Source organism: Streptomyces sp. Pv4-95, from assembly GCF_045782725.1.
Classification (GTDB): domain Bacteria; phylum Actinomycetota; class Actinomycetes; order Streptomycetales; family Streptomycetaceae; genus Streptomyces.
Window position 1 is genome coordinate 4,399,890 of record NZ_CP127172.1, and the last position, 13,698, is coordinate 4,413,587.

A 13,698-nucleotide genomic window follows, 5' to 3' on the forward strand; every position below is an offset into this window, starting at 1 on the left:
TAGCGTGTTCACATGTCTGATCAGCACGGCGATCATGTTCCGCACGGTGCCCATGGAAGGCGTCCGACCCGGGCGGAGAAATGGGCGGCGTTCAAGGAATCACCGTTCCTCCCCGCCATCGTGCTGGTGTTCATCGTCGCGGCGGCCGCCGGGATGTTCGCCGGCTCGTACACCTCGACCATGGCCAGGCCGGCGCCGCGGCACATCCCGACCGCCGTGGTCGGCTCGCTCGACGACCCGCAGGAGAAGGCGTTCGCGGCGGGCATGGAGAAGGCGCTGAACGCCTCGCTGCGGCTGACCGGGTACGGCACCTACGGCGAGGCCGTGGAGGCCGTCGAGGAACAGCGGGAGTTCGCGATCCTGCGGCCGCGCGGCCGGGGCGTGGAGCTGGACGTGGCCGGGGCCTCGGGCGCGTCGGTGGCGCAGCTGCTGCGCGACGCGGGCGTGAAGGTCGGCAAGGCGGTCGGGGTGGACGTCCGGATCAAGGACATCAAGCCGCTGCAGGAAGGCGACCCGCGCGGGCTCGCGCTCTTCTACATCTCGCTCGCCGCGGTGATCATCGGTTTCGTGGGCGCCATCCAGCTCAGCGTGCACGCGCGCGCCCTCAACCCCGCGGAGCGGATCGCGTTCACCGCGGTGTACGCCCTGTTGGGCGGCTTCGCCATCGCCGCGGTGGTGGACTGGTGGCTGGGGGCGCTGGATCTGCCGTTCGTGGAGTCGTGGCTGATCCTGGCGCTGACGATGTTCACGTCGGGCATGGTCTTCACGATGTTCAACACCCTGATCGGGCGCTGGGCGATGATCCCCACCTGGGGGCTGATGGTGCTCCTCGGCAACCCGTCCTCGGGCGGCGCGGTGTCCTGGCCGCTGCTGCCGTCCGCACTGGGCCATATCGGCCGCTGGCTGCCGCCGGGAGGCTCGGTCAACGCCCAGCACACCGCCGTCTACTTCGGTAACCACCAGCATCTCTTTCCGTTCCTGGTGCTGGCCGGCTGGTCGGTGCTCTCGTGCACGGTCTTCTGGGTCTGGCGCCACCGTCACCCGGGTGGCCGCGAGACCGCCCCCGCACACGCGGAAGCCGCCGGCTGACGGCGCGGCCCGTGAGGCGATCACGGGATGGCGGCGTTCGGGTGGGGGCCCTGGGCGGCTGCCGGGGCGCACCTGCGGCCGTCTCCTGCCCGGCTCCTTCGCGGGGCGCCGTGCCCGCGCATACGAAGAAGACCCCGATCCAGAGGATCGGGGCCTTCTCCCAAAGGGTGTGGCTGGGGCCGGGGTCGAACCGGCGACCTATCGCTTTTCAGGCGATCGCTCGTACCAACTGAGCTACCCAGCCGCAGCGGTCCTGACGGGATTTGAACCCGCGGCCTCCACCTTGACAGGGTGGCGAGCACTCCAAACTGCTCCACAGGACCTTGCATTGTGCGAAAGCGGCGTGAACCAGTCTCGCACACGGTAATGCGTGCCCCCAACGGGATTCGAACCCGTGCTACCGCCTTGAAAGGGCGGCGTCCTGGGCCACTAGACGATGAGGGCTGATGGCCCACCTTGGCGTCGTTACCGGCGCCGTCGGGGACGTGAGAAGCATATGGGATGGGGGGACCGTTCGCCAAAACGGTTTACCCAGGGCTCTCCGAGGGGGACGTGGACGGCTCCACGGAGGGGCTCGGGGAGCGGGGCGGCCGGGGTGTGGCGCCGGGCTGGTTCTCCCGTGGGAGGTGCCGGCTCACCTCGGCGCGCGACAGGCCCAGGCCGCCGAGCGTGATCTCGTCCCACGCCTGGAGCCGCTTGGTCGTGCGGTCCATATAGAGCACCGAGGCGCGGACCTGCTCGGGCTTCTTGTTCTGCACCGCGCGCAGCCCCCCGCCGCCCGTGGAGCCCTCGACCATCAGGCGGGTGCCCTGGGGGAGCATCGTGTTCTCGCGGTGGTGGATGTGCCCGGCCAGGGCCAGCGGGGCCAGGCCGTCCGCCTCGGTCGCCGCGGTGGGGTTGTGCGCCAGCGCGATGTCGACGGGCGTACCGGCCAGCCGCTGGGTGCGCAGCGAGTCGGCGAGCTTGCCGCCCGCGGTCCGCTCGGAGGGGTCCCCGGCGGGCAGCACGGAGCGGTCGGGGGTGAACTGAGGGTCGCCCACGCCCGCGATGCGCAGCCCGGCGACCTGCGTGACCCTGCCGTCGTCGAGAACGGTGACGTGCTTGCGCCCGGTCAGGTACTTCTGGGTGGTCCGCGAGTCGTGGTTGCCGCGCACCCAGACGTACGGGGCGCCGAGGGTGGAGACCGGGTCCAGGAAGTGGTTCTCGGCGGCCGAGCCGTGGTCCATGGTGTCGCCGGTGTCGATGATCACGTCGATCCGGTACTGCTCGACCAGGGATTCGATGATCCGCCAGCTGCCGGGGTTGAGGTGGATGTCGGAGACGTGCAGCGCCCGGATGGTGGTGGGGTCCGGCTGGTACGTCGGCAGTGTCGAGGTGGCGTCGTAGAGCTTGGTGACGTTGGTGACCAGGCGCGCCAACTCCTGTTGGTAGACGTTGAATTCGCTGACGATGTTGCGTGCGTTGCCGACGACGGACGGGGCCGAGGAGAGCAGCCCGGAGAACTTCGGCTCCAGGACGGACTTCGGGTTCCAGGTGGCGTAGGCGGCCGCCCCGGAGGTGGCGAGGAGGGCCAGCGCCAGGCCGCCGGCGGCCAGGGCGCGGCGGGGCCTGCGGTAGACGGCCAGGCCCAGAGCGGTGGCGCCGAAGGCCACGGCGGCACAGGCGTTCAGGGCGAGCCCCGCGGTGCCGCGGGTGACGTCGTGGGTGACCTGCGCCTGCAGGCCGGCGAACCGCTCGGGGTGGTCGACCAGGTCCTGGGAGCGGACCGGGTCGAGTCGGTCGACGTCGACGTCGAGCCGTACGGGGCCGTGGTGGCTGCTGAGTTCCAGGTCGCCGAGCGGTGAGACGTTGATCCTGGTGCCGCCGGTCAGGGAGGGGCGCAGGGTCATGTGGGTGTCCATCGGGCCGACCGGTGCGTGGATGCCGCCGATGACGAGCAGCCCGAGCCAGGCGCCCAGCACGGTGACGCCCGCCAGGCCGAGGGCGCGGGGCCAGGGGTGCGACGACGGGACGAGGGCCGAGGTGGGGGCCGTACGGCGGGAGCGGTAGTGGCGGCGGACGGTTCCGGGCAGTCTCCGTACGCCGTCGAGCGTGGCTCGGAGCAGCCGGAGCGGGAGAGGTGCCGAGGGGGCGGTGGGCTGTGTCCGGGAGCGCGCTACGCGGGCCATTGGGCCCGTATGCCCCACCGCGGCGCCCGGTAAGCGGGGCGGGTTCCGGTCCATGGCGGGATGCCTGTCACGGGTCATGCGTGCGGGAGCGGTGGTGCGGGAAGGGAGCGTGGGGCCGGTGGTGCGGCCCGGGGACGCGCGCCGACCGCGGTCCTCGACGCCCGGTTCCGGGGCCGGGTAGCGGAGAATGGTGGTGTGCTGGAAATGACGCGCGAGGAGTTCGAGGAACTGGTCGCAGAGGCGCTGGACCGGATCCCCCCGGAGCTGACCCGGCTGATGGACAACGTGGCGGTGTTCGTCGAGGACGAGCCCCCGTCCGAGGACCCCGAGCTGCTCGGGCTCTACGAAGGGACGCCGCTCACCGACCGCGGGGAGTGGTACGCGGGCGTGCTCCCGGACCGGATCACGATCTACCGGGGGCCCACACTGCGGATGTGCGCGACGCGCGAGGACGTGGTCACCGAGACCGAGGTGACGGTCGTTCACGAGATCGCGCACCACTTCGGCATCGACGACGAGCGGCTGCACGCGCTGGGCTACGGCTGAGCCGATCCGGCCTGCGGTACGCGTGTCCTCAAGCCCGGGGCGGGAGTTGGGCAGGGCGTCCGTCGCCGCTGTCCCTGCGCTCCGGATCCGGAGGTCCCCGCCCGTGCGCCCGATCCCTTCCCGTCACCGCCCTGTTCCCGATCCCGTTGCCGGTCCCCCTGGCGGTTCCGTCGCCCGTCCCTCACCGACGCCGTCCCCGTCGGTGAGCGCCGCGCCGTCCCCCGCGCCGTCCGCCGTCCCCCGGCGCCCCGCCCGCTCCGCTCGCTCCGTCCCGGCCCCGTCCACGGGCCGGCCGCTGGCCCGGGTCACCGCCGCCGCGGTGACCGTCTCGGCGTTGGCCGCCTCGTTGGCCGGCTGCCTGAGCGTGAGTGACGCGGAGCCCCCGAAGCCGTCGGGCAGCACCGCCCGGCAGGACGGGAAGGACGCGGAGCCCGGACCCGGCGGGGTCACCGCCGACGGGCGCGGCGAAGGCCCCCGGCGGATGGGGCGTAACGGCGAAGCGCAGCGGATGGCCGGCGCCGAGGAGGCCGCGGAGCCTTCGGCGCGCGCGACGCCGAAGGCATCGGTGCCGGCGACGCCGAAGCATCCGGTGGAGCCGTCCGGTCCGGAGCCCGGCGCCGCCCATGGCGGGTCCGGTGGCAACCCGGACCCGGCGCCTTCGCACCCCGACCGGCCGTCCTCACCACCGCCCTCGACGCCCCCCAGCACGCCGCCCGCGGAACCCACTCCGCAGCCGAGCAGTCCGCCGCCCTCGGCGCAGGCGTCCGGCCTGTTCCCCTCCTCCCCGATGTCCTCGCAGGTCGACCCGGGCGCGTGAGCGGCGCGGCGAGGGCGGGAGCGGCCTTCGGGGGGCGTATTTGCCTTCCCGGGGGCGGAGTGCGTATGGTGGTAGATCGTTTGATCCCATTTGCCCGGCGCCAGAAAAGAAGCGCGCCGCGTGGCGCGTTCTCTCCCTTGCCGTGGCTGACCGCATAGAGGCGGTCTTTGTGAAACACACGGAGTTTGGGCGCGTGCCGAGACTCCGGAAGGTTTCGCATTTCGCATGTCAATTTCCACTGAGCAGTCCGTCATGCCCGCAGACGAGCAGACGGCTCCCGAGGCGATCGAGACGGCCGAGACGGCCGCCGCCCCGGTGATCGACGAGCCGGCCGAGCCGACCGTCACCTTCGACTCCCTGGGACTGCCCGAGGGCGTCGTCCGCAAGCTGGCCCAGAACGGCGTCACCACGCCCTTCCCGATCCAGGCCGCGACCATCCCGGACGCCCTGGCCGGCAAGGACATCCTCGGCCGTGGCCGTACCGGCTCCGGCAAGACCCTCTCCTTCGGTCTGCCGACGCTGGCGCAGCTCGCCGGTGGCCACACCGAGAAGAAGAAGCCCCGCGCGGTCATCCTGACCCCGACCCGTGAGCTCGCGATGCAGGTCGCGGACGCCCTCCAGCCCTACGGCGACGTCCTCGGGCTGAAGATGAAGGTCGTCTGCGGCGGCACGTCCATGGGCAACCAGATCTACGCCCTGGAGCGCGGTGTCGACGTCCTCGTCGCCACCCCGGGCCGGCTGCGCGACATCATCAACCGTGGCGCCTGCTCCCTGGAGAACGTCCAGGTCGCGGTCCTCGACGAGGCCGACCAGATGTCCGACCTGGGCTTCCTGCCCGAGGTCACCGAGCTGCTCGACCAGGTTCCGTCCGGCGGTCAGCGGATGCTGTTCTCCGCCACGATGGAGAACGAGATCGGCACGCTGGTCAAGCGTTACCTGACCGACCCGGTCAGCCACGAGGTCGACAGCGCCCAGGGCAACGTCACGACCATGACGCACCACGTCCTCGTCGTGAAGCCGAAGGACAAGGCGCCGGTCACCGCCGCCATCGCCGCCCGCAAGGGCCGCACGATCATCTTCGTCCGCACCCAGCTGGGCGCCGACCGCATCGCCGAGCAGCTCGTCGACGCGGGCGTGAAGGCCGACGCGCTGCACGGCGGCATGACGCAGGGCGCCCGTACGCGGGTCCTCGCGGACTTCAAGGACGGCTACGTCAACGCGCTCGTCGCGACCGACGTCGCCGCCCGCGGTATCCACGTCGACGGCATCGACCTGGTCCTGAACGTCGACCCCGCCGGTGACCACAAGGACTACCTGCACCGCTCGGGCCGTACCGCTCGCGCCGGCCAGTCCGGCACGGTCGTCTCGCTGTCGCTGCCGCACCAGCGCCGGCAGATCTTCCGCCTGATGGAGGACGCGGGCGTGGACGCCTCGCGCCACATCGTCGGCGGCGCCGGTGCCTTCGACGACGACGTCGCCCGGATCACCGGCGCGCGTTCGCTCACCGAGGTCCAGGCCGACGGTGCCAACAACTCCGCCAAGCAGGCGGAGCGCGAGGTGGCCGAGCTCACCCGTGAGCTGGAGCGCCTGCAGCGCCGCGCCACCGAGCTGCGCGAGGAGGCGGACCGGCTGACCGCCCGCGCCGCCCGCGAGCGCGGCGAGGACCCGGCCGAGGCGCTCGCCGCCGCTGCCGTGACCGAGGAGGCCGCCGCCGAGGCGCCCGAGGTCACCGTGCCGGCCCAGGCCACGTCGGACGATGCCCCGCGTCGCTCCTCCTCCTACGAGCGCCGTGACGACCGTCGTGACGACCGCGGCAACTTCGACCGCCGTGAGCGTCGTGATGACCGTTCCGGTGGCGGTTTCAACCGTGACCGTCGTGATGACCGGTCCGGTGGTGGCTTCAACCGTGACCGTCGTGATGACCGGTCGGGTGGTGGCTTCAACCGTGACCGTCGTGATGACCGTTCTGGTGGCGGTTTCAACCGTGACCGTCGTGATGACCGGTCGGGCGGTGGCTTCAACCGTGACCGTCGTGATGACCGGTCGGGTGGTGGCTTCAACCGTGACCGTCGTGATGACCGTTCTGGTGGCGGTTTCAACCGTGACCGTCGTGATGACCGCTCCGGCGGCGGCTTCAGCCGCGACCGCCGTGACGACCGCACCGGCGGCGGCTTCAACCGCGACCGCGGCGACCGTCCCAGCCGTCCGTTCAACCGCGACGACCGCTCCGGTGGGCGTCCGGCGTCCGGTGGCTACCGTTCCGGTGGCGGCGACCGCCCGTTCAACCGCGACGACCGCTCCGGTGGCCGTCCGGCGTCCGGTGGCTACCGCTCCGGTGGCGGCGACCGTCCGCACGGCCGTCGTGACGAGCACCGTGGCACCGGCACCGCGACCGGCTCCTTCGGCCGCCGTGACGACAAGCCGCGCTGGAAGCGCAACGGCTGACGGTTCCGTCTGACCGTGCCGGCCGATCACTTCGGGCGGCACGGTCGACAACTGAGGCAACGCAGGGCCCGTACGACACGCAAGTGCCGTACGGGCCCTGTGCGTTGGCCGGGGCAGGGCGGGTTGCCCGGCGCGTTGGCTCCCGGGTAGGGGACCTGGGTTGCGTGGTTCTCCGGGCGGCTCGGCAGGCGTGTGCGGGTGACCGGATTTTGGTCCGTGGGAGCTGTCGGCGGTGTGGTGGGAGTGGCTCGGGGAGGGCCCGGGCATGCGCGTCAGGACCGCTGATGCCCAATGGCTTCGGGCTGGGGCGCATGGTCGGGCTATGCTGCTCGGTGCGGGCCATTAGCTCAATTGGCAGAGCAGTGGACTTTTAATCCATTGGTTCAGGGTTCGAGCCCCTGATGGCCCACCGTTTCTGATGCCCCGTAAGGGGTTGACCAGCAATTTTGTGCCCCGGTGTGCGCGAGAGCGCCCCGGGGCGCAGCTGTGTCCGGGGGCGGGGCCGGCCGGGTGGTGTTCCCGGGGCGGTGGGTGCGGGGCCGGCGTGTGCGGTGCCGTCCGGCGGCCTTCGTCGTCCCGGTCGTCCCGTCAGGCCCCGGCGCCGGTCCCGGATTTGCCCGCTTTCGGGTGGTGGTCTCTTACGTGACGACCGTGACGGCTGCGACAACTGCGATGGCTGTGACGGCCACGACGGAGGCGCTACGGTCCGGGCCCGCACGCGTGACCCGTCCGGCCCCTGAGGACTCGCCCCTTCGCCCCGTAGCGGAAAGCCTTGGGTGAGCCGAGGGCGCCGCACACCATGGCCGACGACCGACGCCATGACCGATGCCGGCGCCGTGAGTGGCGGGCGGGAGCAGAGAGCCGGTGCGGGTACTGGGAAGCGGCAGGGCCCGCCCGGGCGACGAGGAGCGGCTGCCGCGCCGCGAGCGGATGTCGCCCTGGAGCCGCCGGCTGGCGCGCCGGCTGCCGCTCATCCTGATCGTCGGCGGCGTGGTCTTCGACATCGCGACGCCGGAGCAGTACACCGCCTCGCCGTTCTTCTCCGCCGCCCCGCTCGTCGCGGCACCGCTCCACTCGCTGCGCACCACGGCGATCGTCGCCTTGGCGGCCGTCGTCGGCGAGCTCTGGTCCGTCGTTTATCACGGCACCCAGGACACCCATGAGTCGGCCACCGAGGCCGTGACCGTGGTGATCGTCGCCGTGCTGGCTCTCGGCATCAACCGCGCCGTCCGCAGGAACGATGCCCGGCTCGCCTCCGTACGCGATGTCTCCGAGGCCGTCCAGCGGGCCGTCCTGCCGCCGCCCGCGGAGCGGATCGGCGGCCTCGCGGTCGCCGCGCGCTACGTGGGGGCGCGGGCGGACGCCAGGATCGGGGGCGATCTCTATGCCGTGCAGGACACTCCGCACGGCGTACGGCTGATCGTCGGCGATGTGCGCGGCAAGGGGCTGGAGGCGGTGGAGGCCGCGGTGGTCGTCATCGGCGCCTTCCGGGAGGCGGCGGAGCAGGAGACCTCGCTGGAGGCGGTGGCGGGCCGGCTGGAGCGGGCGCTGCAGCGCGAGGGCGGGAGACGCGACGGGCTGGACCAGTTCGAGGGGTTCACCACGGCCGTCCTGGCGGAGGTTCCCTCCAAGGAGCACGCCGTGCTGCGCGTCCTCAACCGCGGCCACCCGCCCCCGCTGCTGCTCGCCCCGGACGGCGGCCTGCTGGAACTGGCCCCTTCGACGCCGGCGCTGCCGCTGGGGATGAGCGAGGTGGCGGGGTGGCCGGACCGGGCGGACGAGACGTTCTTCCCGGCCGGTTCGCTGCTGCTGCTGTTCACCGACGGGGTGACCGAGGCCCGCAACCTGGCCAACCGGTTCTACGACCCGTCGGCCAAGTTGCGCGGCCGCCATTTCAACGGCCCGGCGGACCTCCTCGACCTGCTGGTGAAGGACGTCGCGCGGCACACGGGAGGGGCGCCCGCCGACGACATGGCGCTGCTCGCGCTGCAGCGGCCGCTGGGGGTATAGGCGGCGGCTCCGCCTCCGGCGCGTCCGGCCAGGGCCGTCATCGCGCCCCGAGGACGGGTTCCCGGAGCCAGTGCAGGATCTGTCCGTGCGGGCCGGTGAGGGCGACCGGTTGTTCGTCCAGCGACAGGGTCAGCAGATGCGCGTACTCGGGCGGCAGGGCATCGTGCGCCGGGTCGGTGATCCAGGGCAGCTCGGTGTGGTGCTCGTTGGAGATCCAGTGCCCTGGACCGCCCCGCTCGGCCAGGACGGACCGTACGAGCCGGGCGAACTCCGCACGGCGGGCCGGCGGCAGATACATCAGAGCGACGCTGTGGAAGATGACCAGCGTCGCCTCCCGCGGGGCCGCCGCGGCCAGCGCCGGCAGCTCGTCGACGAGATCCCCGCGGACGAGCGTGGGCCGGGGCGCGTCCCGTACCGCTTCGACGGCGGCCGCGAGCCGGTCCGCGCGCGCCCGCTGCCCGGGCCAGACCAGGGCCTGCAGCCAGCGGTGGTCGTCGGGCCGGGTGACCGGGTCAAGCGGGTCCAGATCGATGCCCGCGCGCCAGACGACCTCCGGCAGCGCGGTGGGCGCGGGCGGCGCGTCCGCCGGCGGGGGAGTCGCCCGGCTCGTGCGGCACGTGAACGTCACCGGGCTGCCCGGGGCGCCCACTTCCTGGGTGCCGTGGCCGCCTCCCTCGGCGCCGCCCTCGTAGCGGTAGCGGTAGCGGTCGGGGTGCAGGCACAGCCCGGCCGACGTGCCGACCTCGAGCAGTGCCAGCGGCTGCGGCAGCCGGGCGAGCAGCGGGAGCAGGGTGGCGCAGCGGGCGGGCTCGTTGGTCTGGGTGGCGCGCTGCATGATCACGGCGCGGACCTCGTCCCAGTGCCGGATCGTCCACTCCCGCCAGCGTCCGTACGCGGCCTCACCGTGCGGGCCCTGTTCGGCGTGCGGACCGTCGAGATAGCGGACGGCGGCGAGGAGGAGATTGGGCTGCTGCTTGTTCCCCGCGGGCAGCGACCCCGCGAGCACGTCGCAGAACTCGGCGTCCTGACTGATCCGCGCGGTCAGCTCCTCGTGGGCGTCGGACTGCCCCCGCGCCTGCTGCCAGGAGAACTCCCGGTACCGATCGGCCACTGTCTGCGCGCTGTTGACGACGTTGACGACCATGATCCGACGTTACTGCTCTCACGCTCCGTGATGGTCGGGCACCCCTCCGCATAACGACTGGCGCACGATCGTCGGGAGATCGTTTGGAGCCGGTTGGTCAACTCGCCCGGATTGGGGCGCTCGTGGGTGAAAAAGTCCACGCCAAAGCTCCTACGGAGCACATACGGATTCCCGGGAACGCTTGGAATTCAGTGGCCATCTCTATTACTGTCCGATAACGCAGCGCGGTCGTCCCAGCCGTCGCAAGTGGCGGCACCGCGCGCCGACGCCGAATCCCGTAAGCGCACTTCACGCACTCCCGTACCTCCAGCACTCCCGGCAATGCCGCACCCTCCGTATCTCCACCCTCGCTTCGAACTTCACGTAACTCCCGCACTTCACGCACCTTCTGCACGTCGCGCACGCCGCCACCGCATCTCGCACCGGCCGGCCGCACGGCCTGCTCCGGCGCACCGAAGAGCCCCGAGTCGCGCCGAAGCCCCGAAGCCGTCGGCCGGAGCCGCGGAACGCACCGGCCCTGCCGAGTCTGCCGAAGGCGCACCGAACCGCACCGAACTGCACCAAGGGAACCGGGGAACCACCACCTTGGGGTGAATCGGACGCCCTCGTCAGAGGGTGCCCGTAGGAGACCTTCCTGCTCCGAACCCGTCAGCTAACCCGGTAGGCGAGAAGGAAGGAAAGGAGTGCGCCCCCGTGGCGTCCAACAGGCCTGCCCCCGAGGTTCCGTCCGCCTACGACCTCGACGACCGGAGTGTCTTCGACGGGCCCGGCCCCCTCGACGACCCGGGTTCCCCTGACGGCCCAGCGGCCTTCGGTGGCCAGAGATTCCCTGAACACCGAGGTCACCTCGACGGGCGGGACTCCGGATTCGGATTCCCCGCCGCCGACCGTGACGGCGACGGGGAGTGGGAGGAGTGGAATCCCACCGAGGAGTCCATCCGCCCCGTCCGCGGCAAGCACCGGGTGGCCAGACAGCGCGGCGGCGGACTCGCCCGCAGCAGCACCGTCCTGGGCGTCGGCGTGATCGCCGCGGTCGGTGCCGGCGGGATGGCCACGGCCGAGGGCCGGCCGCCGGTCCCGATCTCGATGCCGGACGTCGGCGGCATGGCCGACGACCTCGCCGAGAAGCTGCCGGACGCCAAGTCGCTCCCCGGCATCGGCGGCCTCATATCCGACTCCGACGCCGACCAGAGCTCCGATTCCGCCGCATCGGCAGCGGGCGGCGCGGACTCCGCGGTCGCCGGCGCCCCCCTCGCCTCCCAGGGCAAGGACGCGGGCGAGACGCTGCGCAACCGCATCCTGCAGCAGGCCGATGCCCAGCAGGGCGCCGGTGAGCAGCAGGCGCGCGATGCCGCCCAAGACGCGGCCATCGAGAAGGCCGAGGAGGCCGCGGCCGAGCACCAGAAGGTGGCCGAGAAGGCTGCCGAGGCCAAGAAGGCCGCGGAGCTGGAGGCCAAGCGCGAGGCGGCGGAGGCCGCCCGCGAGAAGGCGGAGGCCGAGCGCCTCGCCAAGCTGGCGCGGAGCTTCATCGCCCCCGTCTCCTCGTACACCCTCACCGCGAGCTTCGGGCAGGCCGGCGACCGCTGGTCCGCCGACCACACCGGTCAGGACTTCGCCGCACCGACCGGCACTCTCGTCAAGGCCGTGCACTCCGGCACCATCACCCAGGCCGGCTGGGCCGGCTCGTACGGCTACCGCATCGTCCTGACCATGGACGACGGCACCGAACTCTGGTTCTGCCACCTGTCGTCCATGGTGAAGACCTCCGGCGAGGTCAAGGCCGGTGACGTCATCGGCCGCGTCGGCGCCACCGGCAACGTCACCGGCCCGCACCTCCACCTGGAGGTCCGCCCGGACGCCGGCGACCCCATCGACCCGATGACGTGGCTGCGCGACCACGGGGTGAGTGTCTGAGAGGCGCGTGAGGCGGCAGCGGGGGCGCGATCCGGTGGAGGGTTCGCCCCGGCAGCCGCGCGAGCCGTTGTGCTGGAGGCCGCGTCCTGAGGGGCGGGGACGAGGTTCGGGCTCGGCGGGGGAATTTTCCCTTCCGAACCGACGCTGCAACCACGCATGACCGCGACACACAAGACCCTCGGCTCGCTCTCCGTCTCCCCTCTGTCCCTCGGCGGCAATGTCTTCGGCTGGACGGCGGACGAAGCCGAGTCCTTCGCCGTGCTCGACGCGTACGTGGCGGGCGGCGGCAACTTCATCGACACCGCAGACGTCTACTCGGCCTGGGTGCCGGGCAACAAGGGCGGCGAGTCCGAGACCGTGATCGGCAACTGGCTGGCCGCCCGCGGCAACCGCGAGGACGTCGTCATCGCCACCAAGGTCGGCGCCCACCCCGACCACAAGGGCCTGTCCGCCGCCACCATCAAGGGCGCCGTCGACGAGTCCCTGACCCGCCTGCGCACCGACTACATCGACCTCTACTACACCCACTACGACGATGAGTCGGTCGAGGTCTCGGAGTTCCTGACCGCGCTCGACGACCTCGTACGGGCCGGCAAGGTCCGCGAGATCGCCGCGTCCAACATCTCCGCGCGGCGCCTGGAGGAGTCCCTGGCCTTCTCCACGAGCGAGGGCCTGGCCCGCTACGTCGCCCTGCAGCCGCACTACAACCTTGTCTCCCGCGAGACCTACGAGGGCGAACTCGCCGACGTCGCCGCCCGCAACGGCCTGTCCGCGGTCCCGTACTACGCCCTCGCCTCGGGCTTCCTGACCGGCAAGTACCGCCCCGGCGCGAGCGTCGACAGTGCCCGCGCCGAAGGCGCCGCCAAGCACCTGACGACCGACCGGGGCCGCCGTGTCCTCCAGGCCCTCGACACCGTCGCGGTCGCCCACGAGGCCGAGATCGCCACCGTCGCCCTCGCCTGGCTCGCCACCCGCCCCACCATCGCGGCCCCGATCGCCAGCGCCCGCACGGTGGCCCAGCTCCCGGCACTCCTCGCGGTCGGCGAACTCACCCTGACCGACGAAGACCTGACCCTCCTCACAGAGGCATCGGCCTGAGGGCCATCCCTTCCGGCACCATCACTGAGGGCGGCAGCGCGTGGGTGCGCGGCCGCCCTCAATGCGTGCAGCCCGTGCCCAGACCGTGGGGGAGGCCCTGCTCCTACGCCGGGGCGTCCGCTGGTTCGTCTACTTCTACTTCCGCTACTTCCGTCGATCGACCGTCACCCACGAGGCGAGCGCGACCCCACCGGCCACTGTGAACACAGAGGGCCACGCCCCGATCTTCTTCGCCAACGGATGCGACCCGGCAAACGCGGCCACATAAGCCCCACTCAACGCCGCAGCCGTCGCCCCACCGGCCTTCCGCTGCCACTCCCGCGCCGCCACGGCGCCGGCCGCAGCCAGCGCCACCCCACCAAGCGGCCGCTTCTTGGTCCAACGCGCGACGGCGTAGCCAGCCACAAGACCAGTTCCAGCCACCACACTTGTCGGTACGCGGGACATCGCATGAACCTCCAGATGAG

At 72.0% G+C, this 13,698-nt stretch carries 10 protein-coding genes, 4 tRNA genes and 1 riboswitch; of the genes, 8 read left to right on the top strand and 6 right to left on the bottom strand.

Annotated elements, in window-relative coordinates; genetic code table 11:
• Nucleotides 1-12 precede the first annotated feature (12 nt).
• Nucleotides 13-1,089, top strand: coding sequence for an ABC transporter permease (locus QOM21_RS19265; RefSeq protein WP_407551731.1), 1,077 nt, complete (start codon nucleotides 13-15; stop codon nucleotides 1,087-1,089).
• 170 nt (nucleotides 1,090-1,259) lie between these two features.
• On the opposite strand, the gene QOM21_RS19270 is transcribed toward QOM21_RS19265, so the two are convergent.
• The 4 genes from QOM21_RS19270 to QOM21_RS19285 all read right to left on the bottom strand — a co-directional run bounded on the left by QOM21_RS19270 (nucleotide 1,260) and on the right by QOM21_RS19285 (nucleotide 3,257).
• Nucleotides 1,260-1,333: transfer RNA gene (locus tag QOM21_RS19270), tRNA-Phe, on the bottom strand.
• Between the two features lie 4 nt (nucleotides 1,334-1,337).
• Nucleotides 1,338-1,412: transfer RNA gene (locus QOM21_RS19275), tRNA-Asp, on the bottom strand.
• A gap of 48 nt (nucleotides 1,413-1,460) precedes the next feature.
• Nucleotides 1,461-1,533, bottom strand: a tRNA-Glu gene (locus tag QOM21_RS19280).
• A gap of 83 nt (nucleotides 1,534-1,616) precedes the next feature.
• Nucleotides 1,617-3,257, bottom strand: coding sequence for a metallophosphoesterase (locus QOM21_RS19285; RefSeq protein WP_407551733.1), 1,641 nt, complete (start codon nucleotides 3,255-3,257; stop codon nucleotides 1,617-1,619).
• Nucleotides 3,258-3,452: 195 nt separating this feature from the next.
• On the opposite strand from QOM21_RS19285, the gene QOM21_RS19290 reads away from it, so the two are divergent.
• From QOM21_RS19290 to QOM21_RS19310, 5 genes are all read left to right on the top strand, one after another.
• Entirely contained in the window at nucleotides 3,453-3,803 is a 351-nt protein-coding gene (locus tag QOM21_RS19290) for a metallopeptidase family protein (RefSeq protein WP_393893243.1), read from the top strand.
• A gap of 202 nt (nucleotides 3,804-4,005) precedes the next feature.
• A complete protein-coding gene (locus QOM21_RS19295) occupies nucleotides 4,006-4,620 on the top strand; it encodes a hypothetical protein (protein WP_407551735.1) in 615 nt (204 codons plus the stop codon).
• A 225-nt stretch (nucleotides 4,621-4,845) separates the two neighbouring features.
• Nucleotides 4,846-7,065, top strand: coding sequence for a DEAD/DEAH box helicase (locus QOM21_RS19300; protein ID WP_407551737.1), 2,220 nt, complete (start codon nucleotides 4,846-4,848; stop codon nucleotides 7,063-7,065).
• Between the two features lie 336 nt (nucleotides 7,066-7,401).
• Nucleotides 7,402-7,474, top strand: a tRNA-Lys gene (locus QOM21_RS19305).
• A 521-nt stretch (nucleotides 7,475-7,995) separates the two neighbouring features.
• Nucleotides 7,996-9,075 (top strand): PP2C family protein-serine/threonine phosphatase, encoded by a 1,080-nt coding sequence (locus tag QOM21_RS19310; protein ID WP_407555724.1) that lies wholly within the window; start codon nucleotides 7,996-7,998, stop codon nucleotides 9,073-9,075.
• Nucleotides 9,076-9,112: 37 nt separating this feature from the next.
• On the opposite strand, the gene QOM21_RS19315 is transcribed toward QOM21_RS19310, so the two are convergent.
• Nucleotides 9,113-10,219, bottom strand: a complete 1,107-nt coding sequence (locus QOM21_RS19315; RefSeq protein WP_407551739.1) for a DUF2332 family protein — start codon at nucleotides 10,217-10,219, stop codon at nucleotides 9,113-9,115.
• 538 nt (nucleotides 10,220-10,757) lie between these two features.
• Nucleotides 10,758-10,901: riboswitch (cyclic di-AMP (ydaO/yuaA leader) on the top strand.
• Between the two features lie 11 nt (nucleotides 10,902-10,912).
• Here QOM21_RS19315 and QOM21_RS19320 point away from each other — a divergent pair.
• Both QOM21_RS19320 and QOM21_RS19325 read left to right on the top strand, forming a co-directional pair.
• Nucleotides 10,913-12,133, top strand: a complete 1,221-nt coding sequence (locus QOM21_RS19320) for a M23 family metallopeptidase (protein WP_407551740.1) — start codon at nucleotides 10,913-10,915, stop codon at nucleotides 12,131-12,133.
• Between the two features lie 156 nt (nucleotides 12,134-12,289).
• Nucleotides 12,290-13,231, top strand: coding sequence for an aldo/keto reductase (locus QOM21_RS19325; RefSeq protein WP_407551742.1), 942 nt, complete (start codon nucleotides 12,290-12,292; stop codon nucleotides 13,229-13,231).
• Between the two features lie 144 nt (nucleotides 13,232-13,375).
• Here QOM21_RS19325 and QOM21_RS19330 read toward each other — a convergent pair whose 3' ends face one another.
• Nucleotides 13,376-13,678, bottom strand: coding sequence for a hypothetical protein (locus QOM21_RS19330; protein ID WP_407551744.1), 303 nt, complete (start codon nucleotides 13,676-13,678; stop codon nucleotides 13,376-13,378).
• Nucleotides 13,679-13,698: the final 20 nt, after the last annotated feature.